Annotated in this window: 24 protein-coding genes and 2 pseudogenes; 6 read left to right on the top strand and 20 right to left on the bottom strand. The window is 72.4% G+C overall.

Annotated elements, in window-relative coordinates; all coding sequences use genetic code 11:
* Positions 1 to 48 precede the first annotated feature (48 nt).
* Positions 49 to 426, top strand: a complete 378-nt coding sequence (locus ACLQ25_RS26870; protein ID WP_425733565.1) for a winged helix-turn-helix transcriptional regulator — start codon at positions 49 to 51, stop codon at positions 424 to 426.
* A 52-nt stretch (positions 427 to 478) separates the two neighbouring features.
* Here ACLQ25_RS26870 and ACLQ25_RS26865 read toward each other — a convergent pair whose 3' ends face one another.
* Complete coding sequence (locus ACLQ25_RS26865; RefSeq protein WP_425733564.1) at positions 479 to 1600, bottom strand: hypothetical protein; 1122 nt, start codon at positions 1598 to 1600, stop codon at positions 479 to 481.
* A 157-nt stretch (positions 1601 to 1757) separates the two neighbouring features.
* Between ACLQ25_RS26865 and ACLQ25_RS26860 the strand changes: the two genes are divergently transcribed.
* Complete coding sequence (locus ACLQ25_RS26860) at positions 1758 to 3908, top strand: M14 family zinc carboxypeptidase (RefSeq protein WP_425733563.1); 2151 nt, start codon at positions 1758 to 1760, stop codon at positions 3906 to 3908.
* Positions 3909 to 4070: 162 nt separating this feature from the next.
* On the opposite strand, the gene ACLQ25_RS26855 is transcribed toward ACLQ25_RS26860, so the two are convergent.
* Positions 4071 to 4616 (bottom strand): hypothetical protein, encoded by a 546-nt coding sequence (locus tag ACLQ25_RS26855; protein WP_425733562.1) that lies wholly within the window; start codon positions 4614 to 4616, stop codon positions 4071 to 4073.
* 183 nt (positions 4617 to 4799) lie between these two features.
* Here ACLQ25_RS26855 and ACLQ25_RS26850 point away from each other — a divergent pair, with 183 nt between their 5' ends.
* Entirely contained in the window at positions 4800 to 5141 is a 342-nt protein-coding gene (locus ACLQ25_RS26850; RefSeq protein WP_425733561.1) for a hypothetical protein, read from the top strand.
* 25 nt (positions 5142 to 5166) lie between these two features.
* Here ACLQ25_RS26850 and ACLQ25_RS26845 read toward each other — a convergent pair whose 3' ends face one another.
* The 4 genes from ACLQ25_RS26845 to ACLQ25_RS26830 all read right to left on the bottom strand — a co-directional run bounded on the left by ACLQ25_RS26845 (position 5167) and on the right by ACLQ25_RS26830 (position 8368).
* A complete protein-coding gene (locus tag ACLQ25_RS26845; protein ID WP_425733560.1) occupies positions 5167 to 5634 on the bottom strand; it encodes a ribose-5-phosphate isomerase in 468 nt (155 codons plus the stop codon).
* 87 nt (positions 5635 to 5721) lie between these two features.
* Positions 5722 to 6921, bottom strand: coding sequence for a DUF1015 family protein (locus ACLQ25_RS26840; RefSeq protein WP_425733559.1), 1200 nt, complete (start codon positions 6919 to 6921; stop codon positions 5722 to 5724).
* A gap of 89 nt (positions 6922 to 7010) precedes the next feature.
* Entirely contained in the window at positions 7011 to 7553 is a 543-nt protein-coding gene (locus ACLQ25_RS26835; RefSeq protein WP_425733558.1) for a hypothetical protein, read from the bottom strand.
* A gap of 191 nt (positions 7554 to 7744) precedes the next feature.
* Entirely contained in the window at positions 7745 to 8368 is a 624-nt protein-coding gene (locus tag ACLQ25_RS26830) for a disulfide bond formation protein DsbA (protein ID WP_425733557.1), read from the bottom strand.
* 222 nt (positions 8369 to 8590) lie between these two features.
* On the opposite strand from ACLQ25_RS26830, the gene pepN reads away from it, so the two are divergent.
* Both pepN and ACLQ25_RS26820 read left to right on the top strand, forming a co-directional pair.
* Entirely contained in the window at positions 8591 to 11140 is a 2550-nt protein-coding gene (gene pepN / locus ACLQ25_RS26825; protein WP_425733556.1) for an aminopeptidase N, read from the top strand.
* An 84-nt stretch (positions 11141 to 11224) separates the two neighbouring features.
* Complete coding sequence (locus tag ACLQ25_RS26820) at positions 11225 to 11788, top strand: Uma2 family endonuclease (protein WP_425733555.1); 564 nt, start codon at positions 11225 to 11227, stop codon at positions 11786 to 11788.
* A gap of 67 nt (positions 11789 to 11855) precedes the next feature.
* On the opposite strand, the gene ACLQ25_RS26815 is transcribed toward ACLQ25_RS26820, so the two are convergent.
* From ACLQ25_RS26815 to ACLQ25_RS26750, 14 genes and pseudogenes are all read right to left on the bottom strand, one after another.
* The gene (locus tag ACLQ25_RS26815) at positions 11856 to 12263 is read right to left on the bottom strand and encodes a DUF5130 family protein (RefSeq protein WP_425733554.1); all 408 of its coding nucleotides are present in this window, start codon (positions 12261 to 12263) and stop codon (positions 11856 to 11858) included.
* Positions 12250 to 12546 carry a hypothetical protein gene (locus ACLQ25_RS26810; protein WP_425733577.1) on the bottom strand — a complete coding sequence of 99 codons (297 nt, stop codon included), beginning with the start codon at positions 12544 to 12546 and terminating at the stop codon, positions 12250 to 12252. Before ACLQ25_RS26810 ends, ACLQ25_RS26815 begins: the two co-directional genes overlap by 14 nt.
* 72 nt (positions 12547 to 12618) lie before the next feature.
* The gene (locus tag ACLQ25_RS26805; RefSeq protein ID WP_425733553.1) at positions 12619 to 14085 is read right to left on the bottom strand and encodes an amidase; all 1467 of its coding nucleotides are present in this window, start codon (positions 14083 to 14085) and stop codon (positions 12619 to 12621) included.
* A gap of 106 nt (positions 14086 to 14191) precedes the next feature.
* Entirely contained in the window at positions 14192 to 15193 is a 1002-nt protein-coding gene (locus ACLQ25_RS26800) for an amidohydrolase family protein (protein WP_425733552.1), read from the bottom strand.
* Positions 15193 to 15717 carry a 3-hydroxyanthranilate 3,4-dioxygenase gene (locus tag ACLQ25_RS26795; protein WP_425733551.1) on the bottom strand — a complete coding sequence of 175 codons (525 nt, stop codon included), beginning with the start codon at positions 15715 to 15717 and terminating at the stop codon, positions 15193 to 15195. The genes ACLQ25_RS26800 and ACLQ25_RS26795 overlap by 1 nt, the downstream gene beginning before the upstream one ends.
* A complete protein-coding gene (locus ACLQ25_RS26790) occupies positions 15714 to 16136 on the bottom strand; it encodes a RidA family protein (protein ID WP_425733550.1) in 423 nt (140 codons plus the stop codon). Before ACLQ25_RS26790 ends, ACLQ25_RS26795 begins: the two co-directional genes overlap by 4 nt.
* Complete coding sequence (locus tag ACLQ25_RS26785; RefSeq protein ID WP_425733549.1) at positions 16133 to 16906, bottom strand: 2-keto-4-pentenoate hydratase; 774 nt, start codon at positions 16904 to 16906, stop codon at positions 16133 to 16135. The genes ACLQ25_RS26790 and ACLQ25_RS26785 overlap by 4 nt, the downstream gene beginning before the upstream one ends.
* Positions 16903 to 17961: a 4-hydroxy-2-oxovalerate aldolase gene (gene dmpG / locus ACLQ25_RS26780; RefSeq protein ID WP_425733548.1), complete on the bottom strand. Its 1059-nt coding sequence runs from the start codon at positions 17959 to 17961 to the stop codon at positions 16903 to 16905. The genes ACLQ25_RS26785 and dmpG overlap by 4 nt, the downstream gene beginning before the upstream one ends.
* Positions 17958 to 18890: an acetaldehyde dehydrogenase (acetylating) gene (locus ACLQ25_RS26775; RefSeq protein ID WP_425733547.1), complete on the bottom strand. Its 933-nt coding sequence runs from the start codon at positions 18888 to 18890 to the stop codon at positions 17958 to 17960. Before ACLQ25_RS26775 ends, dmpG begins: the two co-directional genes overlap by 4 nt.
* Entirely contained in the window at positions 18887 to 19684 is a 798-nt protein-coding gene (locus tag ACLQ25_RS26770) for a 2-keto-4-pentenoate hydratase (protein WP_425733546.1), read from the bottom strand. The genes ACLQ25_RS26775 and ACLQ25_RS26770 overlap by 4 nt, the downstream gene beginning before the upstream one ends.
* A gap of 14 nt (positions 19685 to 19698) precedes the next feature.
* Complete coding sequence (locus tag ACLQ25_RS26765) at positions 19699 to 21180, bottom strand: 2-hydroxymuconic semialdehyde dehydrogenase (RefSeq protein WP_425733576.1); 1482 nt, start codon at positions 21178 to 21180, stop codon at positions 19699 to 19701.
* 23 nt (positions 21181 to 21203) lie between these two features.
* Positions 21204 to 22540, bottom strand: a pseudogene (locus ACLQ25_RS26760) (FAD-dependent oxidoreductase).
* Positions 22537 to 23818, bottom strand: a pseudogene (kynU, locus tag ACLQ25_RS26755) (kynureninase). Before kynU ends, ACLQ25_RS26760 begins: the two co-directional pseudogenes overlap by 4 nt.
* A 14-nt stretch (positions 23819 to 23832) precedes the next feature.
* Positions 23833 to 24735 (bottom strand): tryptophan 2,3-dioxygenase, encoded by a 903-nt coding sequence (locus ACLQ25_RS26750; RefSeq protein ID WP_425733545.1) that lies wholly within the window; start codon positions 24733 to 24735, stop codon positions 23833 to 23835.
* 146 nt (positions 24736 to 24881) lie between these two features.
* On the opposite strand from ACLQ25_RS26750, the gene ACLQ25_RS26745 reads away from it, so the two are divergent.
* The gene (locus ACLQ25_RS26745; protein ID WP_425733544.1) at positions 24882 to 25319 is read left to right on the top strand and encodes an Lrp/AsnC family transcriptional regulator; all 438 of its coding nucleotides are present in this window, start codon (positions 24882 to 24884) and stop codon (positions 25317 to 25319) included.
* Positions 25320 to 25383: the final 64 nt, after the last annotated feature.

Genomic DNA, 25383 nt, shown 5'->3' with positions numbered 1-25383 from the left:
GCTATCGCCGGGCCTGGTTACCGCCGGGATACCAGCTATCGTCAGGCCATGAGGCAACCCCTGCCCGCCGACATGTTCGACGAGCTGTGCCCCTCCGCGCTCAATCCGATCCGGTTCGGTGACAAGTGGGCGGCGCTCATCATCCGCTGCCTGGAAGACGGGCCTCGCCGGTTCTCCGAGCTGCGCGTGCCGCTGCGCCGCGTCACGCCCAAGGTCCTCACCCAGTCGCTGCGCTCCCTCGAACGGGACGGGCTGGTCACCCGGACCGTCCACGCCGGAGCGACCGCGCACGTCGAGTACGAGCTGACGCCGGTGGGCCGCAGCATGCTCGAACCGATCGCGGTCGCCTGCGCCTGGGTGGCGCAGCACTGGGACGAACTGCTCGACGCCCGCGAGTCGTACGACAACGGGACAGCGACGCGCTGACCGGCGCCCGTCCCGCGCGGGCACGACAGGCGCCGGTCGCCCCGGTCGCGGGTCAGCTCGTCGGCACCAGGAGGTAGGCCCGGCGCGCGCGATCGCCGCCCTCGGCGCAGTCGACGGGGCAGGCGAGACCCACGATGACGCCGTCGTCGTTGACGTCCTCGGCGGAGCGCAGCGTCACCGTCGGAGGAAGGTTCCGCACACGGGTGTTCAGGTCGACCATCCGGCCGCCCTGCCAGAGGAACGCCCGCTCGTTGTAGAAGGCGGGGCTGCTGGTCCGGGCGATGCCCACCACCTGGCCGGTCTCGTTCACGGCCCGCGCCTCGGAGTAGTTGCCGCCGAGGGACCCGAGGTCGCGGATGGTGCCGTTGCGCCAGAGCGTCGCGCGCAGCTGGCCGGTGGTGTTCTGCGAGATACCGACGACGTGACCCCGGTCGTTGATGTCCCGGGCGTACGTGGAGTCCGTGACACCGCCGAGGGTGCCGAGGTCCGTCAGCGCCCCACCCTTGTAGACGAAGGCGTGCAGGCCGCCGCTCGGCACGGCGGCGCCGCCGACGACATGCCCGGACGAGTTCACGCCGTAGGCGATGCTGTCCGTGCCCCAGGGGCCCGCCTGGCCGCCGAGCGTGCCCAGGTCGACCACTTTGCCGTTGCGCCAGACGACCGCCCGGGTCGGCGCCCCCTGCGTCTCGAACCGGCTGCCCACCACCACGCCGTCGTCGTTGACGTCGTACGCCGAGCTTCCGCTGCCCGCGCCGTAGCCGGTGCCGAGGTCGGTCATGACCCCGCCGGCATAGCGGAAGGCGTGCGGAGGCTCCGTCGCGTTGACGTGGGTGGCCCCGACGACGACGCCCCGGTCGTTGATGCCCGCCGCGGAGCTCGCGCCGTACGGTCCGGTGTACAGGGCGCCCAGGTCGCTCATCACCCCGCCGGCCCAGGCGAACGCGTGGAAGTTGTAGACACCGTCGATCGTGGAGACGCCCACCACGGTACGGGCGTCGTTGAGGGCGTAGCCGTCGCTGGTGGGCTGCTCCCCCGTGCTCGGCACACCGAGCGTTCCCAGGTCCACGAACGTGTACGTGGGCAGCGCCGCGGCTGCCGACGCGACGCCCGGTGCGGTCGCCAGACCGGTGGTCAGCACGATCAGGAAGGCCAGACTTCTCCGTAGTCGACTCATCGACGGTCCCCTCGTTGGCAACGGATCAGGGGAATGATGTCCGTCGACGTGACCGGATGACCTTACGTCGTCCTTACCGATCCAAGACCTTGACATGTGTCGATCGGTGCACTGGTGGTAAGGACCACACGCATCGACGTCCGTCACAGGAGGGCACATGATCGTCCGACGACGGTGGACGGCTGCCGCCACCACAGCGATCCTGATCAGCGCGGCGCTGTCCCATCCCGGCACCGCGACGGCGGCACCCGTCGCCGACACCGCCCCGATCACCCTGGCCGCCACCGAGACCGCTCTGGTCCGGGTGCAGTTGCGCGATCAGGCACAGCTCGACAGGTTGGTCGCCAGCGGCGTCGACCTCGCCAACCGGCCCCGAGCACGGGACGGCCGGATCCTCGCCGACCTGGTGTTGACCGGCGCGCAGCTCGCCGACCTCACCGCCCAGGGCGCTACCGCCACGCAGGTCGTGCAGCGGGCCGGCGACGGCAGCCGGCACTTCGCCGACAGTGCCCGCGCGGCGCGGGCGCGTACCGCCGCCGGGCTCGGCGCGCCGGCCGCCGGTCAGCGGACCAGCAGCACGGCCACCGCCGTCGACACCCTCGCGGTCCAGCAGGCGTACTGGTGGAGCACCGGCGGGCAGACGTTCCTCCAGGCGCAGGTGGCCACCACCGCCACCGACGACCCGGACGTCGAGATCACCGTCAGCTGGCGGACCGCGGACGGCGCCACCGGGTCATTCCCGCTCTACCGGTTCGAGGACTCGGGTGAGTACCAGTACCACTACAACGTCCCCCAACCGGTGCCGAGCCGACCGGTCCAGCTGACCGCCACGTCCAGCCTCGGCGGCGTCAGTCGGGCCGTCACCCCGACGCTGTGGCCGAACGCCACCCCGCCACCGCTGCCGGCCGGCTACCAGAAGGACTTCATGGACGCGTACCTCACGCCGGTGGACATCCAGGCGCGGATCAAGCGGCTGGCCCGCCAGTACCGGGACCTGGTCGACGTCATCGACCTGCCGAACAAGACCCAGGGGTACCGCCGGAACGCCGTCGCGTACCTGGGCGACCCGGCGGTCGCCGCCGTGGTCGTGGAGTCGGTCCGCTTCGGCGACCAGGGCATGAACGGCGTGCAGGTGCGCACCGTCGACCCGGGCCGACCCAACCGACCGCTGACCGTCGGCTACCGCGACCGCGTCCTCACGGTCACGCTCGCCACCGACGCCGCGGGCAAGACGGTGAGCACCACCGACGACGTCGCGGCGGCCGTGAACGCCCGCCAGGCGAACCGGTTCCGGGCCACCGTCGAGGACGGCTCGACCGGGCTGCCGATGCCCGTCGCCGGTCCGGCCCGCCTCGACGACGGGCTCCAGGGCACCGAGGTGCCGGCGAAGCCCTGGACGGTGCAGGCCCTGCGTCTCGGCGTACACCGGGACGGCTCCCGGATCGGCGTGCTGGCGTACTCCCAGGAACACGCCCGGGAGTGGGCCACGCCGCTGGTGACGCTGGAGTTCGCCGAGCGCATGCTGGCGAACGCCCGTACCGACCCGGCCACCCGTGAGCTGCTGGAACAGGTCGACGTGTTCGTCATCCCGACGGTCAACCCGGACGGCGCGAACTACTCGTTCAACGACTACAACTTCCAGCGCAAGAACCTGGTCAACCACTGCGAGGGACCGGCCCGGGACCCGAAGTACCGCACCTCGTGGGGCGTCGACGTGAATCGGAACTACACCGTCGGCTCGTACTTCGACGGCTACGTGGGCGCCAGCGCGAACTGCCTCTCCGGCACCTACGCCGGTACGGCGGAGCTGTCCGAGGCGGAGAGCGGCAACGTCATCGCGCTGGCCAAGGCCCACCCCAACATCAGGTTCGCGATGAACGTGCACTCCTACGGTGGGTACTTCATGTGGCCGCCGGGCGCGTACCGGGCCGACGGGCGGGTCACCCTGCCCCGGCCGTCGATCGACGAGTCGACGCTGTTCCTCGACAGCGCCCGGCGGATCGTCGGCGCGATCGCGCAGGAGCGCGGCACGGTCACCTGGCCGTCGCAGACCGGCCCGGTCGCCGACGTGCTCTACTCCGCCGCCGGCAACTCAGCCGACCAGCTCTACTACGAGCTGGGCATCTTCGCCTGGGACTTCGAGGTCGGCAACGACCGCTGGAACCCGAGCACCGGCGAGTGGGAGGGCGTCGGCTTCCAGCCGCCGTTCGACGAGGCGCACGGCGAGTCCCAGGAGTACGCGGGCGGCCTCGTCGAGCTGGTCCGGGTGGCCCGCGACCACGCCGCCGCCGCGGCGGTCACCGGCTGACCCGCTCCCGGCTGACCCGCTCCCGGCTGACTGGAACGACGGACGCTCCGGCCGGCCATGGATGAAATGTGGCCGGCCGGGTAAGCAGCGGCACTGCCTGGTGGGGAGACGACCGGGTGCACGGGCGGGCGGCGTCAGGCCGACCCGCCCGTGCACGCCTCGTCACACGTTCGAGGTGACCCAGTTCCAGGCCGAGACGACCCACTCGGTCTGCTGAAGCCAGGCCACGCCGAGGCCGACGAGGAAGACCGCGGTGGCCAGGTGGGCGCCCCGCGCGCCGCGGCGGACGCGCCCGAGCTGCCGCTCCAGCACCAGGCGGCCGACCGCCCGGGCAAGCGCGAACAGGCCGATCGCCACCAGCAGGCTCAACACGAGCACCAGCAGCGGGCCGGACAGGTCGCCGCCGCCGGAGAGCGCCCAGATCCCCCAGCACACGAAGGCGAACAGGCCAGCCGCCGCGCTCCACTCGCCGCCGCGACGCAACTGCGCCAGCCGCCAGCTCAACGGCCGGCGCGGCGCGGGTTCGCCCGGCCAACCCGTACCGGTCGGCTCCTCGACCACGGGGAACGGTTCGGTGCGCGGGGTACGCGGTTGACCCACCGGCGCCACACCTCGGCGGAAGCCGTCCCGCTGCGCCGGCACATCGACGCCTGCCTGCGGTGGGACCTCCACGGTGCGCTCCGCCCACGGCTGCGTCTGGTCTGCCATCTCGTCCTCCCCCTGACGGACGGCCTCAGCACCGCCCGAACCCGAGGGTAGCCAGCCGGCAAATCGGTCGCAGACCGCCGTCCGACGCGAACCCGGCACGCGTGCCGAATCCCACACCCCGGTCACCGCGCTGAAACAGCGTGAGATCGGCGACTTGATGGCGTGGGGAGGTACGGTCGGCTGATGGGTGACCCGGACCGACGCCGGCGACGGCTACGCCACCATTCCGACCCCGACGCGGCCACTCGGAGCGCCGACGGCTCGACGGTCAGCACGGCCGGCGTCCACGACGGTGGAGATCCGCCACCGCGACGTCGAGGTGCCGGCGGCGACGACCGCGACGGCGAGCGAGGGCTACGCGGGCTGGTGGGCTCCGGCTCGTCCCAGGTGGGGCTGAGCGCGGCGCTGCGGGCCCGCGACGCCGCCCGGCCGAGCGACGACGACCTCGCCGCCGCGGAGGCCCGGGTGGTGGTAGTGCGCCGCAACTGGGTGCCCCGCGAGGACCTGCCCCGCCCGCCGCGCTGACGGCGGGCGACGCGGGTCGGCAGGGTCAGGGCAGGTCGGGCAGTTCCCGGGTCTGCTCGTACTCGGCGACCTGGATGATCCGGCGGGCGTGCCGCTCGTTGCCGGAGAACGGCGTGCTCAGGAACGCCTCGACGATGCCCGTGGCCTCGTCCAGCGTGTGCTGGCGGGCGCCCACCGCGACGACGTTCGCGTCGTTGTGCTGCCGGGCGAGCTGAGCCGTCTCGACGCTCCAGGCCAGGGCGGCACGAACCCCGGCGACCTTGTTCGCGGCGATCTGCTCACCGTTGCCGGACCCGCCGATGACGACCCCCAGGGAGGTCTCGTCGGCGACCACCCGGTCACCGGTGTGCAGGCAGAACGTCGGGTAGTCGTCGTCCGGGTCGTAGCTGTGCGGGCCGACGTCGACCACGTCGTACCCCTGCTTGGCCAGGTGGTTGGCCAGGTGCACCTTCAACTCGAAACCGGCGTGGTCGGATCCCAGGTAGACGCGCATACCGGGCAGTCTGTCAGGCCGCGCTCCAGAGCGACGCGGGGGCGGCGCTCTGGAGGCGGGTACGTCACATGGTCGGGCGGTACGCGGTCAGCGGGGCAGCTCGGCGACCACCAGGCCACCGCGCGCCTTCGGGGTGAACCAGGTGCTCTTGCGGGGCATCTTCTCCCGGGCCAGGTTCACCGCGACGAAGTCCGCCACGGTCACCGGCGCGATGAGGACGGCCAGCTCGGCACGCCCGGCGTCGACCTCCCCGGTGAGCCAGCTCGCCGGGTAGTCCCCGCCCACGTAGGTGATCCGCTTGTCGCCCGGGTCCAGACCCAGGGCGTCGCGCAGCAGCAGCCGCTCGACGAGGGCGTGGTCCAGGTTTTCCAGGCGGGCGTCGGCGGTGGCGGGCAGGCGCACCGCGTACCCCTGGTCGGCCAACCGCAGGTGGACGGTGCCGCCGGCCGTCGGGACCTCGACCGGGCCGTCGATCGGCTCGACCTCGGCGCCCGCCGCGCGCAACCGGTCGAGCAGCTCGCCCGGCGTGGTGGTCAGCTCGCTGACCAGCCGGTTGTAAGGCTGGATGGCCACCGACGCCGGGGTGGTCACCACGGCCAGGAAGCGCGACAGCCCGCCGGTCTGGGCGGCCAGGCTGCGGTGGTTGCCGTCGGCGACGACCAGCTCGCCGCCGCCCGCCAGGGCGGTCAGCGCGTCCTGCTCGGCGCCCGGGCCGAGCAGCCAGATGGCGTGGGTGCGACCCGCCTGGTCGGTGTCGGTCGCGGCCGGCGCCCCGGCCGCGTCGGTCGCCGCCGCGAGCGCGGCGTGCAGCTCGTCGCCACTGCCGGTCTGCAGCAGGAGTACGGGTGAGAGCAGGTGACCCAGCGCCTCGGCCAGCGCCACGCGCTCGCGCACCTTGGCGATGAACACGTCCTCGTTGCGGATGACCAGGCCCGGCTCGTCGGCGCTGGTGGAGATCTGGTCGGTGTCCACCATCGCGAACAGCCCGTACGCCGGTTCCTCGCCCGGGGCGCTGATCCGGTACAGCACGACCACCTGCTCGGCGGGTGTGTAGCTGCCGTCGGCCTTGGCCTCGGCGAGTCGGGCCACCGAGGCCGGCAGCGCGTCGAGGAACGACGTCCCCAGGCTGTCCGGAGCACGGTGCGGCATCTCGAGGCCGAGGGCACTGTGCGGGTTCGCCTCGATGATCGCGGTGATCTCCGCGTCGTCGGCGAACTCGTCGTAGTTCTGCGCGCCGGTGCCGCCAGTGGTGATCCAGGCCCGGGCGATCGGATGCACGACCGTCATGCCCACTGACGCTACCGGCGTCGACGGAACGGACGACGGGGACCCGCGCCGCGTCCACCAGATGAAAGCGCGCGCATGCCGGCGTGCGGTCAGCCGGCGCGGCCGGACGCGCCGTTGTGCCGGCGGTGTCGCCCCGCGACGACCGGTCCGGCGTTGCCGCGCCGGCCGCCCCCAACGGGACCGGTGACCGCGTTGCGGCGAGGCGTGGCGGGCGGCCCCGGCACGGGACGCTCGGGCGGCGGCGCCGGAACGGGCCGCGGGTTCAGCGGCGGGGTGGGCACGGGGCGCGGCGCGGTGGGCGCCGGCGGGGGCGGAGCCGGTTCGGCCGGCGCGGCCGCCACCACGGCGACCGGTTCCACCGCCGCGACGACCGCCGCCGACGCCGAGGGCGTCGGGTCCACCGGCGCGGGCGTCGCCAGCGCGGCCCGCGCGGGTGTCAGGCGCGAGGTGACCGGCACCCGGGCCACGCCGACCACGATGGGCGGCGCGAGCAGGTCCGCCACGTCGGCGGGAAGGTCGGGGCGGACCAGCGGCCAGCGGGAACCGTCGACCGACCAGTACGCCGCGCCGGGAGTCTCGATCACCCCCTGCCGGGTCAGCTGATCGTCAGCGGACGCACGGTGCTTGGCCATCGGGACTGCCTCCACGAGCTGCGGTGTGCGGCCCTGCGGGCCACTGCGCGGACACCGAGGGAAACGACGCCCCCCGCCCAGCGGTGACGCTGTGACCGTTTCCGGCCCCGCAGCCGCACCAGGCCTCCGGCGCGACGAACCCCCGCCCGGACAACTGACGGAGTCCAGACGGGGGCGTGTGGCGGTCGTGGTCAGTCGAAGATCGGGGACTGCTCGCGGGTGCGCTTGAGCTCGTAGAAGCCCGGCGTGCCGGCGACCAGGAGGACGCCGTCCCAGAGCCGTCCGGCGGCCTCGCCCTTCGGACGCGGCGTGATCACCGGGCCGAAGAACGCGACCGGGCTGCCGTCCGGGCCGGGCGCGTGGACGACCGGGGTGCCGACGTCCTGCCCGACGGGGCGCATGCCGGCCTCGTGGCTGGCCCGCAGCGCCTCGTCGTACTCGGTGCTGTCGGCGGCGGCGGCCAGCGCCGGGTCCAGGCCGGCCTCGGTCAGCGCGGCGACGAACAACTCCGGCCCGAGCTGCTCCTTACCGAGGTGGATGCGGGTGCCCAGCGCGGTGTAGAGCTTGCGGAGCACGTCCGAGCCGTAGCGCTGCTCGGCGGCGATGCACACCCGCACGGGACCCCAGCCGTTGTCCATCAGTTCCCGGTACTGCTCTGGCAGGTCCCGGCCCTCGTTGAGCACCGAAAGGCTCATCACGTGGTAGCGGATGTCCACTTCGCGGACCTGCTCGACCTCCAGCAGCCAGCGGGAGGTGATCCACGCCCACGGACAGATTGGGTCGAACCACATGTCGGCGGTGACACGATCGGTCACGGTGAGGTCCCTTCGCGACGGGGTGGCGCCGGCAGTCCGGCGTCTCGCCTCGATACTCACCCCGCAGAGCATGGACCGGCACCCGAATGAGAGCGTGACCTCGACCACCGATGGCAGGCCGTACGTGGAAGACTCGGACCGGGCCGGACGTCACGAGCGGTCGGCAGACGGGTGCCGCCGGGCGTACGGCGAGACGTGGGATGGAGACGAACAGTGCCGGGAGTGCGTAACCTGACGCAGGTCGAGGCGACCGAGCGGGCCCGCCTGCTCGAGGTGACCGGGTACGACATCAGGCTGGACCTGGCGACCGCCGTGCTGGCCGCCGACGGCCGCACCTTCTCCTCGACGACCGAGGTCAGGTTCCGCTGCGCCGAGCCGGGGGCGAGCACGTTCATCGAGGTGGCCGCCGAGTCGGTGCGGTCCGCCACGCTGAACGGCGCCGCGGTGGACCTGTCCGACTGGTCGGCCGACAAGGGCCTGACCCTGGCCGGACTGGCCAGCGACAACACCCTGGTCGTCGACGCCGACTTCGCCTACTCCAACAGCGGGCAGGGGCTGCACCGCACGGTCGACCCGGTCGACGGCGAGACGTACCTCTACAGCCAGTTCGAGACGGCCGACGCGCAGCGTGTGTTCGCCTGCTTCGACCAGCCCGACCTCAAGAGCGTCTACACCTGGCACGCGACGGTTCCCGCGCACTGGCGGGTCGTGTCCAACATGCCGGTGCAGAGCGAGGAGCCGGCCGGCGAGGACCTGAAGACCCTCCACTTCACCGAGTCGCCCCGGATGAGCACGTACATCACCGCGCTGTGCGCCGGCCCGTACCACGAGGTGCGCGACAGCCACGACGGCATCGACCTGGGCGTGTTCTGCCGGGCGTCCATGTCGCGCTACCTGGACTCCGACGACCTGTTCCTCATCACCAAGCAGGGCTTCGACTTCTTCCACGAGAAGTTCGGGGTGCGCTACCCGCTGCCGAAGTACGACCAGCTGTGGGTGCCCGACTTCAACGCCGGCGCGATGGAGAACTTCGGCTGCGTCACGCACGCCGAGTCGCACTACCTGTACCGCTCGCAGGTCACCGACTACGAGTACGAGCAGCGGGCCAACACGATCCTGCACGAGCTGGCGCACATGTGGTTCGGTGACCTGGTCACCATGCGCTGGTGGAACGACCTGTGGCTGAACGAGTCGTTCGCCGAGTGGGCCAGCCACTGGTGCAACACCAACGCCACCCGGTTCACCGAGGCGTGGACGACGTTCCTGTCGATCCGCAAGAACTGGGGTTACCGACAGGACCAGCTCTCCTCCACCCACCCGGTCTACACCGAGATGCCGGACATGGAGGCCGTCGAGGTCAACTTCGACGGCATCACCTACGCCAAGGGCGCGAGCGTGCTCAAGCAGCTCGTCGCGTACGTGGGCGAGGAGCCGTTCGTGGCCGGGCTGCGTGCGTACTTCGGCAAGCACGCGTGGGGCAACGCCACCTTCGACGACCTGCTCACCGAGTTGGAGGCGGCCTCGGGCCGGGAGCTGCGCAAGTTCGCGGCGCAGTGGCTGGAGACCGCGCAGGTGAACACGCTGCGCCCGGAGGTGACCATCGGCGCCGACGGCACGTACGAGCAGGTGATCGTCCGGCAGGAGGCGCCGACGGCGTACCCGACGCTGCGCACCCACCGGATCGGCGTGGGCCTGTACGACCTGACCGACGGTCGGTTGGTCCGCCGCGAACGGTACGAGGTGGACGTGACCGGTGAGCGGACCGACCTCGCCGAGCTGCGTGGCCTCCGGGCGGCCGACGTGCTGCTGCTCAACGACGACGACCTGAGCTACACCAAGCTGCGCCTGGATGACCGGTCGATGGCGACGGTGGTGCAGCACATCGGCGGCTTCGACTCGTCGCTGGCCCGCGCGCTCTGCTGGACGGCCGCGTGGGACATGACCCGCGACGCCGAGCTGGCGACCCGCGACTACGTGGCGCTGGTGCTGGCCGGGCTGCCCGCCGAGACCGACATCAACCTGGTCACCGCCACCCTGCGCCAGGCCACCACCGCGCTGACCCTCTACGCCGACCCCGCGTGGGCGGCCACCGGCTGGGCGGGACTGGCCCGCACGGCGAAGGACACGCTCGCCGCCGCCGAGCCGGGCAGCGGCTTCCAGCTCGCCTGGGCCCGGGCGTTCACTTCGGCCGCCCGCTCCGACGAGGACCTGGCCACGCTGCGCGGCTGGCTGGACGGCACCGGAGCGCCGGAAGGTCTGACCGTGGACACCGAGCTGCGCTGGACGGTGCTCGGCGCGCTGGTGGCCAACGGCGCGGCCGGCGCGGCCGAGGTCGAGGCGGAGCTGGCCGGCGACCGTACGGCCAGCGGCGAGCGGGAGGCCGCGTACGTGCACGCGCTCGTGCCGACGGCGGAGAACAAGGCGGCCGTCTGGGCGCTGCTGACCGGCCCGGACGCGCTGCCGAACTGGCGGAACCGGGCGCTGTTGCAGGGCTTCGCCCACCCGGCGCAGGTGGAGCTGGTCACCCCGTACCGCGAGCGGTACTTCGCGGCGGTCGGGCAGGTGTGGGCCAGCCGGGACAGCGAGCCGGCGCAGGAGTTCGCCCAGCTCGCGTACCCGACGTACCTGGTGGACGACGAGACGGTGGCGGCCACCGACGCGTGGCTGGCCGGGGACGGCAACCCGGGCCCGCTGCGTCGCCTGGTCGCCGAGGGTCGTGACGGCGTGCTGCGGGCGCTCAAGGCCCGCGCGAAGGACGCCCAGCAGAGCTGAGCCAGCGGGTACGCGGCCCGGGCCGGCGTGGGTGCGAACCCACGTCGGCCCGGGCCATTATGGTGACGAGAGGAGGTGGACGCGATGGCACACCCGACCTACGAGTGGCGGCCCCCGGAGCGGGGCTGGCGCGAGCAGGACCTGTTCGACCTGCCTGCGGACGGGAACCGCTACGAGATCATCGACGGGAGCCTCCACGTGACCCCTCCAGCCGGTCCGGAGCACCACGAGTTGGCGGATGACATCCGGATGGCGATCCGCCTGGCGGCGCCCACCGGTTGGCGGGTGATCCGGGAGATCGGGGTGCGGGTTCCGGATGGCAACCTCATCCCCGACCTGACGGTGTTGCGGCCGAACGCACCGCGCGAGCGGATGTGGGCCGAACCGGCGGACATCGCTCTCGTCCTGGAGGTCGAGTCGACGGGAAGTCGTCGTCACGATCGCTTCACCAAGCCGGCCCTCTACGCCGAGGCGGGCATCGCGCACTACTGGCGGGTGGAGCGTGGCGACTTCGGCCCGGTCGTCTACCGTTACCGCCTCGTCAAGGACGTGCACTACGACCTGGTGGGCACCATCGGACCGGACGACGCGGTGATCGTGGACGAGCCGTGGCCGATGAAGCTGGCCCCGTCGGCCTGGCCGCGCTGAGACACCCAGACACACCGAAGCCCGACCCGCCGTGCGGCGGGTCGGGCTTCGGTGTACGAGGAAGGGATCAGCCCTTGCCGGCGTGGCTGGCGAGCTGGTCGAGCCCGTTGATGATGCCGCCGGCCAGGTCGCCACCGCTGAACGCGCCGACCATCGAGAGCGCGGCCAGCTTGGCGTACGTGTCGGGGATGCGCTTGCGCGCGTGCCGCCCGGTGACGATCTCCAGCTGGCGCTGGTTGGGCGACAGGGCGATCAGCACCGACTTGTCCGGGTCGGCGAGCTGGCGGTGCAGCCGCTGGGCGTGCTCGCGGATCGGCTCGTCGAGGCCGCCGACGAACACCGAGAAGACCAGGCCGGTGCCCTTGTCGGCCAGGCGCAGGGCCTCGTCGATGCGCAGCAGCTGACGGGTCGAGAAGGGCCCGTCGAGCACCTCGGGCGGATTCTCCGTCCCGCTCTGCTTCTCACCAACGGTCACTTGCGCCTCCGGTTCCACCGGCCGGCGCCTCGACGCTGGCCTGCTCTAGCTTGTGGCTGGTCAGCGCGGGCGCCTGCGCGCCCGCCGTCAGCGCGGTGCCGGCCGAGTCGGCCAGCTGCTCCGGGCGGCCCAGGAACCAGACCGGAGTGAATTCGAAGGGCCGGCCCGGCCGGTAGCGCTTGGCGCCACCACCACCGCCGGTGGCACCCCCACGGCTACCGGCGTACGACAGGCCGGCGATCACCAGCACTGCCGCCAACGGGATGCCGGCGAAGATCAGCACCGTCTCGGTAACAGACAATCCCAACGCCCCCAGGCGGAAGAAGGACCTCGAACAAGCGGGTCGGATGGACGATCATGATGGCAACCGGCCAACTCCGTCGCCATTCACGTTAGCGGAGTCGACGGCCCGCCAGATTGCGGGGTGCCGATCCCACCCGTCACTGGCGTGCTCCAGTTGCGCAGCGGTAGCGATGAGCCGCGCGTCGTCGCCGTACCGGCCGGTGAGCAGCACCCCGACGGGCAGCCCGTCGGTGGTCGTGGTGCCCAGGGGCAGGGAGACCGAGGGGTCGCCGGTGACGTTGAAGATGGCGCAGTAGGGCGAGAAGCGGCGCTGCCGGTCGAAATCGGCCGCTGGATCGCCGTCGGCGGTGAACCAGCCGACGGGTGCCTGCGGGGCGGCCAGGGTGGGGCAGAGCAGGAGGTCGCAGTCAGCGGTGCGGGCCGCGCCGAGGCGTACCTGCGCCTGTAGTTCGCCGAGGGTCGCGGACAGCGTCCCCGCGGACACCTCGGCGCCCCGGGCGCGGAGCAGCCGGGTCAGCGGCAGCAGCTCCGGCTCGCGGTGCGCCGGAACCGGGGCGAGCGCCAGGACGTACCAGATGATCTCGAACAGCGGCCACACCGCCGGCGTGAGCGGCGGCGGCACCTCGACCACCTCGTGGCCGGCGGCGGCGAGCAGCGCGGCGGCGGAGTCGACGGCCGCGACGCAGTCGGGGTGCACCGGCTCGTCGGCGAGCATCGGCGTGGTGAACCGGCCGATCCGCAGGCGGCCAGGCTCGGCCCGGCGGGCGGCGGCCAGGTATCCGCCGGGCGGCGCGGGCGGCGACAGGTACGGCTCGCCGGGCACCGGAACGGCCATGACGTCGAGCAGCGCGGCGATGTCGGCCACCGTCCGCCCGATCGGCCCGCTGGTGGGCAGTCCGAACGCGCCGGAGCCGAACGGTCCGCCGGAGACCAGGCCACGGCTGGGCTTGTAGCCGACCAGGCCGCAGAGCGACGCCGGGATGCGCAGCGAGCCGCCGCCGTCGGACCCCTGGGCGACCGGCACGAGGCCGGCCGCGACCGCCGCCGCCGAGCCACCACTGGAACCACCGGCGGTGTACGCCAACTGCCACGGATTGCGGGCCGGTGGCGCGACGCGGCCCTCCGAGTAGAGCGAGCAGCCCAGCTCCGAGGTGGTCGTCTTACCGAGGCTGACGAGGCCGGCGGCCTTGATGAACCGGACCACGTCGGCGTCGACCGGCGGGACGAAGTCGGCGAAGGCGGCCGAGCCGAAGGTGGTGCGTACCCCGGCGGTGAGGGTGAGGTCCTTGATGGCGGTCGGCACGCCATGCAGCGGGCCGCGCGCCTCGATGGGCAGCGCGTCGGCGGCGCGCGCGGCCTGCCGGGCGAGGTCCGGCGTGACGGTGACGAACGCGCCCACGGTGTCGCCGAGCGCTGCCACCCGGCGCAGGGAGTGCTCGACCAGCTCGACGCTGGACAGCTCGCCGCGGGCGATGGCGGCGGCCTGTTCCAGCGCGGTCAGGTCGTGCGGCTCGGCCATTACGCCATCCTGCCGCCCGTCGGCACTTCGCGCAGCCGACACGCGCTGGCGACCATCGGACGCCCCACCGACGAATGGCGTGTCGAGCCGACGGCGTGAGCCGCGCTCAGCCGTGCAGGAAGCGCAGGGCGTTGGTGGAACGGAGCTGGTCGCGCTGGGCGTCGGTGAGGAAGTCGGCCGCGTCGACCACCGCGCCGACGGGCCGCTCCCCCAGCGGGTACGGGTAGTCGCTGCCGACCAGCACCCGGTCCTCCCCCAGCGTGTCGACCAGCAGCCGCAGAGCCGGCGGCGCGAAGACCACCGAGTCGACGCTGAACCGGTCGACGTAGCTGCTCGGCGGGGCGGCGGACGCTCCCCGGACCAGGTCGCCACGGCGGTGCCAGGCGTTGTCGGCGCGGCCGAGCCAGAACGGGAAGCTGCCCCCGCCGTGCGCGAAGCAGATCCGCAGCGCCTCAGGCACCCGGTCGAAGACACCGCCCAGGATCATCGCGAGCACCGACAGGTGCGTCTCGGCGGGCATCCCGGTGAGCCAGCGGGCCATCCAGCGGTCCAGCCGAGGGCTGCCCGGCATGTCCCAGGGGTGGACGAAGACCGGGGCGCCCACCTCGGCGCAGTGCTGCAGGAACGTCACCACGCCGGCGTCGTCCAGGTCCCGGTCGCCCACGTGGTTGCCGATCTCCACGCCCACGTGCCCGGCCGCGAGGCTGCGGTCCAGCTCGGCGCAGGCGGCGTCCGGGTCCTGAAGGGGCACCTGACAGAACGGCACCAGCCGGTCGCCACCGGCCGCGGTGACCTCCAGGGTCAGGTCGTTGAAGATCCGGGCGACCTTCACCGCCTGGTCGGCCGGGCGGTCGTAGCTGAAGAAGACCGGCGTCGGCGACACCACCTGCACGGCGACACCATCGGCGTCCATGTCGGCGAGTCGGCGCGACGCGTCCCAGCACTCGGCGCCGATCGGGCGGAACTCCGTCTCCCCCACCATGATCATGGCCGCGCGTTCGGAGTCCACCCGCAACCACGGCCAGCCGGACCCGCCGCACGCCGCGCCGAGGTCCGGCCACCCCTTCGGTACGACGTGCGTGTGCACGTCGACCACACCAGCGGGCATCAGCCCTTGCCCGGGTGCAGGGTGCCGCAGTTCGCGCAGGTACGCGCCGACTCGTCCGCGTAGAACGCCTGGAACACCGGCGGCAGGTCGGCCGCGATGTCGCGGACCTGCAACTCCACCTCGTGCACCTTGTGGCCGCACTCCGGGCAGTACCACTGGAACGTCTCCAGCGTGCCCTCCTCGCGGACCCGCTCCACGACCACACCGATCGAGCCGGCCTCCGGCCGCTGCGGCGAGTGCGGGGTGTTGCGCGGCAGCATCCACATCTGCCCCTCGCGCACGTGCACCGTACGCGGCCCGTCCGGGGTCATCAGGTTGATGTGCATGTTGCCCTTGACCTGGTAGAAGAACTCCTCGTACGGGTCTACGTGGAAGTCGGTGCGCTGGTTGGGCCCGCCCACCACCATCACGATGAAGTCGTCCCCGCCGGGGAACATCTCCTTGTTGCCCACCGGAGGCTTCAGCAGGTGCTGGTTCTCCGCGATCCAGCCCGGAAAGCTGAACGGCTCGGCGATCTCACTCACGACTGACCTCCCGAGGGAAGAAGGGCCACGGCCTGGATCTCGATGAGCAGGTGCGGGTGCGGCAACTGGTGCACCGCCACCGTCGTACGGGTCGGGCCGGACGCGTCGAAGAACTCCGCCCAGACCTCGTTGTAGCCACCGAAGTCGTTCATGTTGACCACGTACGACGTCACCTGGACGAGGTCGGTGAGGTCCGCGCCGACCGACCGCAGCAGGTCGCCGATGTTCTCGATGACCGCCCGGGTCTGCACCCGGATGTCGAGGCTCGTGGTGCCGAACTCGTCCACCTCGACACCGGCGAAGCTGTTGTCCGGCCGTCGCGACGACGTACCGGAGACGAAGACGAACCCACCCGCCACCTTGACGTGCGGAAACGCCCCTCGCGGCACAGCCTTCCCCGCGACGACGACGCCGCTCACGACGACGCCCGCAGAGACGCCGTGCCGAGCTTCTCGACGACCGCGCGGACGTGCGCGCCCGGGCGCAGCGGTACGGCGGCGGTGGCCGCGCCGGCCAGGAACACCCAGCCCGACTCCAGTCGCACCCCGTGCCGGCCCGCCAGTCGGATGCCCTCGTCGAGCGCGCGGCGCGGATCGCCGAGGATCGCCGCCGTCGAGCCGACCTGGGCCACCCGGCCGTCGACCTCCAGCAGCACGCCCAGGTTGTCCAGGCCCGCCGGCACCGGGGACCACGGGCCGATCACGAACGCGGCGGCCGAGGTGTTGTCCGCGATGACGTCCGGCAACGAGAAGCGGAAGTCCGCGTACCGGGAGTCGATCAGCTCGATGGCGGGGGCGACCGCGCGCACCGCCGTGGCGAAGTCGCCGACCGGCTCGCCCGGCTCGGGCAGCCGGTCCAGCAGGAACGCCACCTCCGGCTCGACCCGGGGATGGATGTACGCGGCCGGGTCGACCGCGCCGCCGTCGGGTACCCGCATCGCGTCGGTGAGCCGTCCCCAGATCACCTCGTCCACGCCGACCTGGGCCATCTTCGCCTTGCTGGTGAGCCCCATCTTCAGCCCGACCAGCCGCTCGCCGGCGTCGATCCGGCGCTGCGCCAGCGCGGCCTGCACGGCGTACGCGGCGTCCACGTCGAGGCCGGTCTCGGCGGCGAGCTGCGGGATCGCGGTGGCGGTGTCGGCCGCCGCGCCCAACTTCTCGGCGATCCCGGCGATGTCCGGTCCAATCATGACTGTTGCTCCTTGCCGGCCAGGTCGAGTGCCACGTCGACGATCATGTCCTCCTGGCCGCCGACCATCCGACGCCGGCCCAACTCGACCAGGATCGAGCGCACGTCCACGCCGTACTTCGCCGAGGCCCGCTCGGCGTGCCGCAGGAAGCTGGAGTAGACCCCGGCGTACCCGAGGGAGAGCGTCTCCCGGTCCACCTGGACGGGCCGGTCCTGCAATGGGCGGACGATGTCGTCGGCGGCGTCCATCAGCGCGAACACGTCGCAGCCGTGCTTCCAGCCGTGCAGTTCGGCGACCGCCACGAAGACCTCCAGCGGCGCGTTGCCAGCGCCCGCGCCCATCCCGGCGAGGGAGGCGTCGACGCGGACGGTCCGCCCCGCCGGCGACCCGACCGGACCGTCGCCGAGGACCCGGCCGTGCTCGACGGCGAGCACGCTGTTGGCCACACCGAGGGACAGGTTGTGGTGCGCGTGGATGCCGATCTGCGTCTCCGGGTCGAGGACCTGCCGGTACGCGTCGACCCGCTGCGCCACGTCGGACATCAGCAGCCGGCCGCCGGAGTCGGTGACGTAGACGCAGTGCGCCCCGTACGACTCCATGAGCTTGGCCTGCCCGGCCAACCCGGCCGGATCGTTCATGTGCGACATCATCAGGAACCCGGCCACGTCCAGGCCGTTCTCCCGGGCCCAGGAGATGTGCTGGGCGGAGATGTCCGCCTCCGTGCAGTGGGTGGCGATCCGGACGCTCGTCACCCCGAGCGCCTTCGCGGCCCTCAGGTCGGCGATGGTGCCGATGCCGGGCAGCAGCAGCGTGGTCAGCTTCGCCGTGGTCAGCACCTCGGCGGCCGCGGAGATCCACTCGGCGTCGCTGGCCGCGCCGTGGCCGTAGTTGACGCTGGACCCGGCCAGCCCGTCGCCGTGCGCCACCTCGATGGCGGCCACGCCGGCAGCGTCCAGCGCGGCGGCGATCGTCCGCACCTGCTCGACGGTGTAGCGGTGGGCGATGGCGTGCATACCGTCGCGCAGGGTCACGTCCTGGATGTACAGGTCGGTCATGCCACCGCTCCCGTCGCGCGCAGGGCCACCAGCCGCTCGGCGGTCCGCAGCGCGGCCGACGTCATGATGTCCAGGTTCCCGGCGTACGTCGGGAGGTAGTGACCCGCGCCGGAGACCTCCAGGAAGACCGACACCTGCAGGGCGGTGAGCTGGCGTTCGAGCGATGGCAGGTACGCCTGCACCCGGTCGAACTGCACGTCCTGCTTGAGCCGGTAGCCGGGGACGTACTCCTGGACCGTCGCCACCATGTCGCTGATCGAGGCGGCGATGGCGGCGCGGTCGGCGTCCGCGTCCGGGCAGAGGCAGTAGACGGTGTCCCGCATGAGCAGCGGCGGGTCCGCCGGGTTCAGCACGATGATGGCCTTGCCCCGCTCGGCCCCGCCGACCACCTCGATGGCTCGCGCCGTGGTCTCGGTGAACTCGTCGATGTTGGCCCGGGTGCCCGGCCCGGCGGACTTCGAGGCGATCGACGCGACGATCTCGCCGTACGCCACCGGGGTGACCCGACCGACGGCGGCGACGATCGGCACGGTCGCCTGGCCGCCACAGGTCACCATGTTGACGTTCGGCTCGTGCAGGTGCTCGTCGAGGTTCACCGGCGGCACCACGTAAGGGCCGATCGCGGCCGGGGTCAGGTCTACCACCGTGCGACCGTGCGCGCGCAGCACCTCGTCGTGGCGGCGGTGCGCGCCGGCCGAGGTGGCGTCGAAGACCAGTTCGACGTCGGCGAACTCGGGCATCGCGACGAGGCCGTCCACGCCGTCGGCGGTGGTGGCGACGCCGAGCCGGCGAGCACGGGCCAGACCGTCGGAGGCCGGGTCGATGCCGGCCATCGCCACCATCCGCAGACTGCCACTCAGCCGAAGAACTTTGATCATCAGGTCGGTCCCGATGTTTCCCGACCCGAGCACCGCCACACCGGTGGTCATGCGGACACCTCCCCGCTGAAGCAGGTGCGCACCGAGCCGAGCCCGGAGATCCGGGCCTCGTACGCGGCCCCGGGGATGACCGGGACCATCGGGCCGAGCGCCCCGGAGAGCACCACGTCCCCGGCCCGTAGCGGGTCACCGGCCCGGGCGAGGGTGGTGGCCAGCCACTGCAGGGCGTGCAGCGGGTTCCCCAGGCAGGCCGCGCCCGCACCCACCGAGACCGGCTCACCGGCGTGCTCCAGCACCATCCCGCACAGACGCAGGTCGACGTCGGCGAGCCGCCGGGGCGTGGTGCCCAGCACGAACAGCCCACTGGAGGCGTTGTCGGCGATCGTGTCCACGATGGAGATGTCCCAGCCGGCGACCCGTGAGTCAACGATCTCGATGGCGGGCAGCACGTGGTCGACCGCGCGGATCAGGTCGACCGTGGTGATCCGCTCCTCGGTGAGGTCGCCGCCGAGCACGAACGCGATCTCCGCCTCGACCCGCGGCTGGAGCAGCCGGTCGATGGGCACCTCGACCCCGTCGCCGACGGCCATCTCGTCGGTCAGCATCCCGAAGTCCGGCTGGAACACCCCGAAGGTCTCCTGCACCGCCCGGGACGTCAGCCCGATCTTCGCGCCGACGCGGCGCTCGCCCCGGCCCTGCCAGGCCCGCGTCTGCAACTGCTGCACGCGGTACGCGGACTCGACGTCCCCCTCCGGCAGCAACCGGCCGCGCAGCGGCGGGCACGGCTTGCCGCTGCTACGGGCCTCGGCCAGTTCCCGGTTGGCGGCCTTGATGTCGGCTTCCACGTTCACTCCCCCGGTCACGACAGGTCCACGCAGACGTTTGTGAGTTCGGAGTAGAAGTCCAGCGAGTGCACGCCGCCCTCCCGACCGATGCCGGACGCCTTCACCCCGCCGAACGGGGTTCGCAGGTCCCGCAGGAACCAGGTGTTGACCCAGACGATGCCGGCGTCCAGCCGCGCCCCGGCCCGGTGCGCCACACCGACGTCCCGGGTCCACACCGTCGCCGCCAGGCCGTAGTCGGTGCCGTTGGCCAGGGCGTACGCCTCGTCCTCGGTGTCGAACGGCGCGACGTGCACCACCGGGCCGAAGATCTCCTCCCGGTTGGTGCGGGCGTCCGCGCCGAGGCCGGCGAGCACCGTGGGCTGCACGTACGAGCCGCCGTCCCGGGCGTCGCCGAAGGTAGGCGTACCGCCGCCGGTCAGCACCTCGGCGCCCTCGGACCGGGCCAGGTCGTACGCCCCGAGCACCTTGGCCCGGTGCTGCGGGGAGATGAGCGGCATGGTGGCCGTGGCCTCGTCGGTCGGCCAGCCGTACGCCAACTCGCCGGCCCGCTTCGCCAGCCGGGCGGTGAACTCCTCGAAGACCGGCCGCTGCACGTAGATGCGCTCGGTGCAGAGGCACACCTGACCGCCGTTGGTGAAGCTGGACCGCACCGACCCGGCGACCGCCGCGTCCAGGTCGGCGTCGGCGAAGACCAGGCCGGCGTTCTTGCCACCCAGCTCGAAGCTGACCGCCTTCACCCCGTCGGCGGCGGCCCGCATGATCGCGCCGCCGGTGGCCGACTCGCCGGTGAAGGTGATCGCGTCCACGCCCGGGTGGCGGGTCAGGAACTCCCCCGCCGAGTCCGGACCGAAGCCGTGCACGAGGTTGAACACACCCTCGGGTACGCCGGCCGCAGCCATCACCTCGGCCAGCACCGTCGCCGATGCGGGTGTCTCCTCGCTGGGCTTGACCACCACGGCGTTGCCGCAGGCCAGTGCCGGGGCGACCTTCCAGGTGAGCAGCAGCAGCGGCAGGTTCCACGGCACGATGACGGCGACCACGCCGACCGGCTTACGGACCGCGTAGTTGAGGGCCCGGCCACCGGTCGGGGTGACCGTGGTGAACGACTCGGTGGGCGCGGTCGCCACGATCTCGGCGAACGCCCGGAAGTTCGCCGCGCCGCGCGGAATGTCCAGCGTACGGGCCTGGGAGATGGACTTGCCGGTGTCGGCGACCTCGGCGGTGACCAGGTCGTCGAAGCGGCGTTCCAGCTCGTCGGCGACCCGACGCAGCACCTCGGCGCGCTCGCGCTCGCCCATCCGGCCCCACGGCCCGCGCAGGGCCGCGCGGGCGGCGGCGACCGCGTCGTCCACGGTGGACCGCGACGCCTCGGCCACCTCGAAGACCGGCTCCCCGGTCACCGGGCTGACCTTGGTGAACGTCGACCCCGCGTCGACGAACTCGCCGCCCATGAAGTTGCGCAGCCGCGACAGCCCGGCCGGCGCGCGGCCGGTCATCAGCGCCGGGTCCCAGAGGTGGTTCACGCGCGCCTCCCTCGGTTGAGCATCGCCGTGATCGCGCCGGCCAGCGGCAGCGCCGCCCCGCCGGCGACCGCGCCGAGCACCCGGTGCTGCCGGCGCACCCGGCGGCGCACCTCGGCGTACGGGGTGGTGGAGAAGGACACCAGCTCGTACTGCGAAACGTACCGGCCGGGCAGGGCCCGTTCCAGGGCGTGCTCCACCCGACGTCGGGTCTGGAAGACCGGTGACGCGACCTTGTCCCGCATCTCGACGAAGTTGGTGAGCGCCATCTGCGCGATGGCCTCGGCGTTCTCCTGGCGGCGGCGCTGGAACAGCGGCAGCGCCGCCGACCACTCGTCGGCGCACTCGTCGAGACAGCGGTCCAGCTCGACGACGTCCTCGAAGGCGCAGTTCGCGCCCTGGCCGTAGAACGGCACGATGGCGTGCGCGGCGTCGCCGATCAGACCGACGGTGCCGTTGACCTGCCAGGGCGTGCTGCGGACCGTGCCCAGCACACCCACCGGGTTGTGCTGGTAGTCGTCCACCAGGGCCGGGGCCAGGGGAACCACGTCCGGGTACCGCTCGGCGAAGTGCGCCCGGATCGCGGCCGGATTGTCCAGGGCGGCGAAGCTGCCGGCACCCTGGTTGGGCCAGAACAGCGTGCAGGTGAACGAGCGGTCCGGGTTCGGCAGCGCGATCATCATCGACGTGCCGCGCGGCCAGATGTGCAGGGCGTCCGGATCGAGGGCGAAGTCCCCGCCCAGCGGCGGGATCGTCAGCTCCTTGTAGCCGTAGTCGAGGAAGTCCACGCTCTCGCTCAGCAGCCCGTGCGCCATGAGCTGCCCGCGTACGGCGGAGCCCGCGCCGTCCGCGCCCAGCACCACGGACGCCTTGGCGGCGACCGGGCCCTGCGGGGTGTCGAAGCTCAACGAGCCGTCGGTCGGGTCGAGCCCGACGAGACGGTGGTCGAAGACGACCCGTACCCCGGGCAGCGCGGTCGCGGCATCCAGCAGGGCGTTGTTCAGCGCACCCCGGCTGATCGAGTTGATCGCCCGGTCGCCGGCCGCGCTGTACGACTGGAACTGCGGCTCGCCCTCGACCGGGTGAATCATCCGGCCGCGCATCGGCAGCGCGTCGGTCATCACCTGTTCGGCCAGGCCGATCCGCCGCAACGCGTCCAGCCCGCGCTCGGAGAGCGCCAGGTTGATCGAACGCCCGCGCTCGGCCGTTCCGGTGCGCGGGTCCGGCCGCCGCTCGTACAGGGCCACCGGGTAGCCCCGCCGGCCAGGAAGCAGGCGGCCAGGCAGCCGGCCAGGCCGGCGCCGATGATCGCAACCTCGTCACGCCGGGCCGTCATGGGTTCACCTGCCCCACGGTCGCGGCCAGTGCGCTGGCGGCCCGCCAACAGTCGAGGTACGTCGAGTAGAGCGGCACCGGGGCGGTGCGGACCACGTCCGGCTCCCGGGCGTCGGCGATGACGCCGTGTTCGTACCGTAGGCGTTTGGTCAGCTCGGCGGCGTTGCCGGCGCCGACGCGGACCGAGAGCTGACAGCCCCGGCGGGCCGGATCGCGCGGGGTGACCACCCGCAGCGGCCGGTCGGCGGTGACCTCGTCGAGCAGCGACTCCAGCCAGCCGGTGAGGCGCAGGCTGCGGGCGCGCAGCGCCGGCATGCCGACCGCGTCGAACAGCTCCAACGAGGTACGCACCGGACCCATCGCGAAGATCGGCGGATTGGAGATCTGCCATGCCTCCACGGTGGACGGTGGACGGGACACCGGCGTCATCTCGAACCGGGTGGCCGCCGCGGTGCTCCACCAGCCCTCGAAGCGCGGCAGGTCCTCATCGCCGAGGTGGCGCTCGTGCACGAAGACACCGGCCAACGCCCCGGGACCGGAGTTCAGGTACTTGTAGGAGCACCAGGCCGCGAAGTCGACGTCCCAGTCGTGCAGCGCGAGGGGCACGTTGCCGACCGCGTGGGCGAGATCCCAGCCGATCACGGCCGCCGGCCGCGCGGCCGGCGGCCGTGATCGCCGGGATGTCCAGCAGCTCACCGGTCAGGTAGTTGACGCCGCCGAGGAGTACCAGCGCCACCCGGTCGCCCTCGGCGGCCAGGTAGTCGGTGACGTCCTCGGTGCGCAGCGCGTCCTCGCCGGGGCGGGGGCGCAGCCGGACCACCGTGTCGTCCGGGTCCAGGCCGTGGAACCTCGCCTGGCTGCGCACCGCGTAACTGTCCGAGGGGAAGGCGCTGTCCTCGATGACGATGCGGGTACGCGCGCCGGCCGGGCGGTAGAAGCTGACCATCAGCAGGTGCAGGTTGACGGTGAGCGAGTTCATCACCACGGCCTCCGCGGGCCGGGCGCCGACCAGTCGCGCGGCCGGGCCGGTCAACAGCTCGTGGTACGGCAACCAGGCGCGCTCGGCCTCCAGGTGCCCCTCGACGCCGAGCCGCCCCCAGGCGTCCAGGTCGGCGAGGAGCTCGTCGCGCGTGGCCCGGGGCTGCAGACCGAGCGAGTTGCCGGCGAGGTACGCCGATTCGGGGTGGTCGCCGCCGTCGGCGGGCGGCACGTGGAAGAGGTGCCGGTGACCCGGGTCGGCCTCGTCGAGGCGGTGCGCTTCTTGTGCTGGGGTGTGCATGTCTCGCTCTCCGGTCACATCGCGGTGCGGGCCGACCACAGCTCCGAGAAGACCACCCGGGCCATGCTCCGTTGCAGCCACGCCAGGCCGGCGGAACCGCCGCTGCCGACCTTCGCGCCCATCGTCCGCTGCACCGCCTTGACGTGGTTCCAGCGCCAGTCGCCGAACTCCTCGGCGACACCGCTGAGCGCCTCGCCGAGCAGCCGCAGGTGGTTGTCGGGGCCGTTGTCGGCGTAGATCCGCACCCAGGCAGCCTCGACCTGCGGCTGCGGTTCGTGTTCGACCGCCACGTCCCGGGTCAGCAGGTCGGCCGGGATGTCGAAGCCGCGCCGGGCCAACAGCGCGACGACGTCGTCCCAGAGACTCGGGGCGGCCATCGCCGCGCTGAGGGCGGCGTGCACCTCGGCCTGCCGACGGAACGGACGGATCAGCGCCGGGTCGCGCAGCCCGAGCAGGAACTCGAGGTGCCGGTACATGGCGGACTGGAAGCCGCTGCCCTCGCCGAGCAGGTTACGGAACCGGTTGAAGTCGGCCGGGGTCATCCAGCGCAGGCCCTGCCAGGCGGCGTTCAACCCCTCCAGGTGCAGGGTGGCCCGGCGCAGCGGGGCCAGCGCGTCCCAGATCCGGTCGGCGCGCAGCAGGCGCTGGGTCTCGCGCAGTTCGTGGCAGGTCAGCCCGAAGTACAGCTCCATGATCTGGCTGACCATGAGGAACGACATCTCGCCGGGGTCGTCGCTGAGAGGTTGCTGCAACTGGTGCAGCGCGCTGGCACGCACGTACGCGTCGTACGGCACCAGGTCGGCGAACTCGAGAGTCGGCTCACCGCCGTTGCGTGCGGCTCGGGCCGCCCGTTGTCGCGGGGTCACCGGTCGCACCGTGGCGACGCGGTTCGAGGCCCGCCGCTCCGTCGATTCCACCAGTCGTCTCCCTTCCCCGAACTACCGACGTCATGATCTCGCGGTGGGATCGGCGTACGGAATGCCAGATCAACGGCACTTGCCGTCCTGACCTGGCGAACGGAAGGCAGCTAGGCGAATCCGGTTCACGAAAGTAAGGTGCGAGCGTGGACGACATGGACTGGGCGCTGCTGCGCGAGTTGCAGGCCGACGCCCGGCTCTCCTTCAGCGAGCTGTCCCGCCGGGTGCACCTGTCCCCACCGGCGGTCGCCGAGCGGGTCCGCCGGCTCGAAGAGACCGGAGTGATTACCGGCTACCACGCCCACGTCGACCTGACCCGGGCCGGCCGCACGGTGGTCGCCCTGATCCGGATGTCCTGTTACGGGTCGCGGTGCATCCTGCACGACCCCGAGGTGTCCAACTGGCCGGAGATCCTGGAGATCCACCGGATCACCGGTGACGCGTGCAGCATGCTCAAGGTGGCCGCCGGCTCGATCGGGGACTTCGAAACGGTCATCGACCGCCTGGCCCCCTACGGCCAACCATCGAGCACCATGGTCCTCTCCTCCCCCCTCCCCTGGCACCCCATAACCCCCCTCCCCTAACTCGAAAATCGAACCGTGCGTAGACACGCGGCAGCATCCCGCGTCGCGAAGCGGCGTGGGATGG

The organism is Micromonospora sp. DT44 (assembly GCF_049841635.1).
Classification (GTDB): domain Bacteria; phylum Actinomycetota; class Actinomycetes; order Mycobacteriales; family Micromonosporaceae; genus Micromonospora.
This window is presented reverse-complemented; position numbering and strand designations above follow the sequence as displayed.

Excerpts from the sequence above, each read along its gene's own strand:
- ACLQ25_RS26840 (WP_425733559.1), bottom strand. The coding sequence starts at position 6,921 with ATGACGGTCGTGCATCCGATCGCCCGGGCCTGGATCACCACTGGCGGC.
- ACLQ25_RS26835 (WP_425733558.1), bottom strand. The coding sequence starts at position 7,553 with ATGGCCAAGCACCGTGCGTCCGCTGACGATCAGCTGACCCGGCAGGGG.
- ACLQ25_RS26805 (WP_425733553.1), bottom strand. The coding sequence starts at position 14,085 with ATGGCCGAGCCGCACGACCTGACCGCGCTGGAACAGGCCGCCGCCATC.
- ACLQ25_RS26775 (WP_425733547.1), bottom strand. The coding sequence starts at position 18,890 with ATGACCACCGGTGTGGCGGTGCTCGGGTCGGGAAACATCGGGACCGAC.
- dmpG (WP_425733548.1), bottom strand. The coding sequence starts at position 17,961 with ATGACCGACCTGTACATCCAGGACGTGACCCTGCGCGACGGTATGCAC.
- ACLQ25_RS26820 (WP_425733555.1), top strand. The coding sequence starts at position 11,225 with ATGGCACACCCGACCTACGAGTGGCGGCCCCCGGAGCGGGGCTGGCGC.
- ACLQ25_RS26765 (WP_425733576.1), bottom strand. The coding sequence starts at position 21,180 with ATGACCGGCCGCGCGCCGGCCGGGCTGTCGCGGCTGCGCAACTTCATG.
- ACLQ25_RS26870 (WP_425733565.1), top strand. The coding sequence starts at position 49 with ATGAGGCAACCCCTGCCCGCCGACATGTTCGACGAGCTGTGCCCCTCC.
- ACLQ25_RS26800 (WP_425733552.1), bottom strand. The coding sequence starts at position 15,193 with ATGCCCGCTGGTGTGGTCGACGTGCACACGCACGTCGTACCGAAGGGG.
- ACLQ25_RS26860 (WP_425733563.1), top strand. The coding sequence starts at position 1,758 with ATGATCGTCCGACGACGGTGGACGGCTGCCGCCACCACAGCGATCCTG.
- ACLQ25_RS26785 (WP_425733549.1), bottom strand. The coding sequence starts at position 16,906 with ATGATTGGACCGGACATCGCCGGGATCGCCGAGAAGTTGGGCGCGGCG.
- ACLQ25_RS26845 (WP_425733560.1), bottom strand. The coding sequence starts at position 5,634 with ATGCGCGTCTACCTGGGATCCGACCACGCCGGTTTCGAGTTGAAGGTG.
- ACLQ25_RS26855 (WP_425733562.1), bottom strand. The coding sequence starts at position 4,616 with ATGGCAGACCAGACGCAGCCGTGGGCGGAGCGCACCGTGGAGGTCCCA.
- ACLQ25_RS26865 (WP_425733564.1), bottom strand. The coding sequence starts at position 1,600 with ATGAGTCGACTACGGAGAAGTCTGGCCTTCCTGATCGTGCTGACCACC.
- ACLQ25_RS26850 (WP_425733561.1), top strand. The coding sequence starts at position 4,800 with ATGGGTGACCCGGACCGACGCCGGCGACGGCTACGCCACCATTCCGAC.